The 2,923-nt window shown below is 45.5% G+C and carries 5 protein-coding genes; all 5 read right to left on the reverse strand.

What is annotated here, in order from left to right; all coding sequences use genetic code 11:
- Window positions 1–222 (reverse strand): sodium:solute symporter family transporter (locus tag WBV27_RS08800; protein WP_424201279.1); only part of this gene is annotated, 222 nt, incomplete at its 3' end.
- Between the two features lie 156 nt (window positions 223–378).
- Entirely contained in the window at window positions 379–885 is a 507-nt protein-coding gene (locus WBV27_RS08805) for a DUF2812 domain-containing protein (protein WP_424201281.1), read from the reverse strand.
- On the reverse strand, window positions 872–1,192 hold the full coding sequence (locus WBV27_RS08810; protein ID WP_424201283.1) for a PadR family transcriptional regulator: 321 nt from the start codon (window positions 1,190–1,192) through the stop codon (window positions 872–874). Before WBV27_RS08810 ends, WBV27_RS08805 begins: the two co-directional genes overlap by 14 nt.
- A gap of 151 nt (window positions 1,193–1,343) precedes the next feature.
- The gene (locus WBV27_RS08815) at window positions 1,344–2,285 is read right to left on the reverse strand and encodes a lysophospholipase (RefSeq protein WP_424201285.1); all 942 of its coding nucleotides are present in this window, start codon (window positions 2,283–2,285) and stop codon (window positions 1,344–1,346) included.
- 130 nt (window positions 2,286–2,415) lie between these two features.
- Window positions 2,416–2,923 (reverse strand): metal ABC transporter solute-binding protein, Zn/Mn family (locus WBV27_RS08820; RefSeq protein WP_424201287.1); only part of this gene is annotated, 508 nt, incomplete at its 5' end.

Raw genomic sequence — 2,923 nt, forward strand, 5'->3', positions numbered from 1 at the left:
GGATAATCCTGACCAATAAGCCACGCCCGGAAGCCCCATCAGGAGCCAACCACTCATGTCCGAGGCACCCGCACTGATTGCGGCAACCCAAGGACCCAAACTGCGGCCGCCCAAGAAGAAGTTATCGGAGCTTTCATTCGACCGCTTGTAATAATAGAAGCCGATTCCAATGATGATCGACATGTAGCCGGCCATCGCTATAAAAATTAATGCTTTATCCATAGTTACCTCCAAAATAAATAATGACATGTTTCTTCATTCTAATTTAATTAAAATTTAATGAATCCACAACGCCATCATAGCATAAGATGAAAATTGGAAGCAACCTTATTTTCAGGATAAGCAGTAACAATACTCTTATAATAATACAAATATTACTTAACCCAATTTTTCAAGCTCGGTTATTTTCTTTGTGCATGTCCGGACTTGCTTCAGGAAAACAAAAGCAATCAATGTCAAAAGCATGGCCATCAAGATGAACATCGGCTCTTTTGTTTGGATTGCATTGTACCACTGCGGTATGGAAAGCAGGAATTCCACAAGTGCCAAGCGGGCAAATATCGTCCGGATACGTCTGAATTGTTTGATTTGGCTTTCGGGATCGGTGTAGAGTTCAAAATTGCCTTTTTTCCGGAAAATTGCCCAGATTCCCCACGTCTGCACGAGTTCCCCACCGGAGTCACGTATCAGATCATACAATTCATTGCGCTGCTCGACCGTCTTATCGCTGATCAGATCCACGCGGTAGGTATATTCCCCCGGTTGACATTTTTCAAAAGTATATAAACCCAAGAAAAAATGTTTCATGGCGTAGCCTTTTCCCGACATCTCATTCAAGAATGCTTCTTCCTTGTCTTTGTCGTAGTAGAGCTTAAATTTTTTCATCATTTTCCATCGCCTTTCTGCCGTTTTCGAAAAGTTCGCCCAGTCTGGCGATTTCCTCATTCAGAACTTCTTTTCCGAGTGCCGTGATCAGATATTCCTTCTTTTTGCGGGACTGATCATCCTGACTGTGCAGCATGATCCATTTTTTCTCCAATAGCGTGTTCAGTGCGCCATAAAGCGTGCCGGCTCCCAGAGCGACCCTGCCCTTCGTCCGCTCCTCCACCTGCTGCATGATGCCGTAACCGTGGTTCGGTTGCAGCAAAGAAAGCAGGATATAAAACATCGATTCCGTAAGTGGTGCTCCCATCACATATCTCCCCTTCCGATACATCGTGTATCGCTATATATAATATATCGCCTCCCGATGTATTTGTCAACAGAGAACCCTAAACAAAAAAAGCCTACCTGATTTCTCCGTTTTCGGGAAAAATCAGGTAAGCTTACAATTTTTATGCCGATCAAAGGGATTCCAAACGAGCAAAAATCCACTCGATTATGTCTTGCGCTACTTCGTCTTTGTTCGTCTCGTTCAGCAGTTCATGGCGGGCACCCTCATATAGTTTGCAGCTTACATTCAGAAGGCCAGCTTGTTGATAGGCCTTGCATATTTGGACGATACCTTTTCCGTCCTTGCCTCCAACCGGATCAGCGGTGCCTGAAATGAAATGCAGGGGCAAGTCTTTCGGTGTCGATTGGATGTTTTCGACGTTGTTCATTACCAGCAATCCGCTGAAGAAATCATGGAAATAACCGGCCGAACCGATCTTTCCGCGCAACGGATCCGCCAGAAATTTATCCACTTCCACTGGGTCCCGGCTGATCCAATCCAAATCCGTCCGAGCGGGCTTGAAACCCCGGTTGAAGTTTTGGAAGACCAGTTTGTCGAGCAATAGGCTCGGGTAGGCTCTTCCATTTCTTTTGATTTCCGATACTGCCACGATCGTCCCCAGCTTCAACAAACCATTCGAAAAGACACCTGAACCTGACAGAATTGCGCCAGCAAAATCTCCCCCGTACAGTTGGATGTAGCGTCTGGTCAACATCGAGCCCATGCTGTGGCCGAAAAGGAACACCGGAATGCCGGGATTTTCTGTTTGGATGATTTCAGTCAGCGCTCGCATATCCGCGACGACCTTATCGAATCCAGCCTCATCCGCAAAACAGATTGCTTCGCCTAAATTCCTGTTCGTTTTGCCATGGCCACGATGATCATTTCCGTAGACGACGATTCCCGCTTCAGCCAGCTTACTGGCAAAAGCATCATAGCGTCCGATATGTTCTGCGTAACCATGCGCGAGCTGGACGGCGGCTTTCGGTTTCTGAAGATATTCCGGCGACCATTTCATCGCGAAAATTTCCGTTCCGTCGGTTGATGGAAAAGTGAATGATGCTGCTGTCATGTGCGGACCCCTCTTCTGGTATCAGGTTATACAATTGGTTAATGAACATGGATAACGATATCCTTTTCTCCAATTTAGCGATACCGGTTTAAAATGTCAAGCACCACAACAGAAGGATAACGAATCGCTTTTACTGGCTCAACCCCTCATGAATCTTTTCTAGATTCCATTTCATCATTTCGTAATAGCTGTCGCCGTCTTCCCCTGCATTCGCAATAGAATCCGTGAACAGATTGCTGTAAACGGGAAGATCCACCTCATTTGATAATCGTTCCATGCTTCTGTGATCGACACTCGTCTCCACAAAGAGAACGGGAACTTCTGAATTTCGGACTTTTTCAATGATTTGCTTCATCTGGTCAGGCGTACCTTGCCCTTCGGTATTGATTTCCCAAATATAGGAGGCTTGTAATTCATATGCTTTTGAGAAATACTTGAAAGCTCCTTCGCTGGTCACCAACAGCTTCTTTTCCTCTGGGATATCAGCAAATTCTTTTTTTGCCTCGCTGTCCAGTTCCGTTAAGTCGGCAATGTAAGCATCCGCATTTTTTTCGTATGCTTCCTTATTTTTTGGATCTTTTTCGCTCATGACGCGAGTGATTTCGGTGATGTAGTGAATGCCGTTTGAAATATCCAGC

It is taken from the genome of Trichococcus sp., from assembly GCF_049589555.1.
Lineage (GTDB): Bacteria > Bacillota > Bacilli > Lactobacillales > Aerococcaceae > Trichococcus.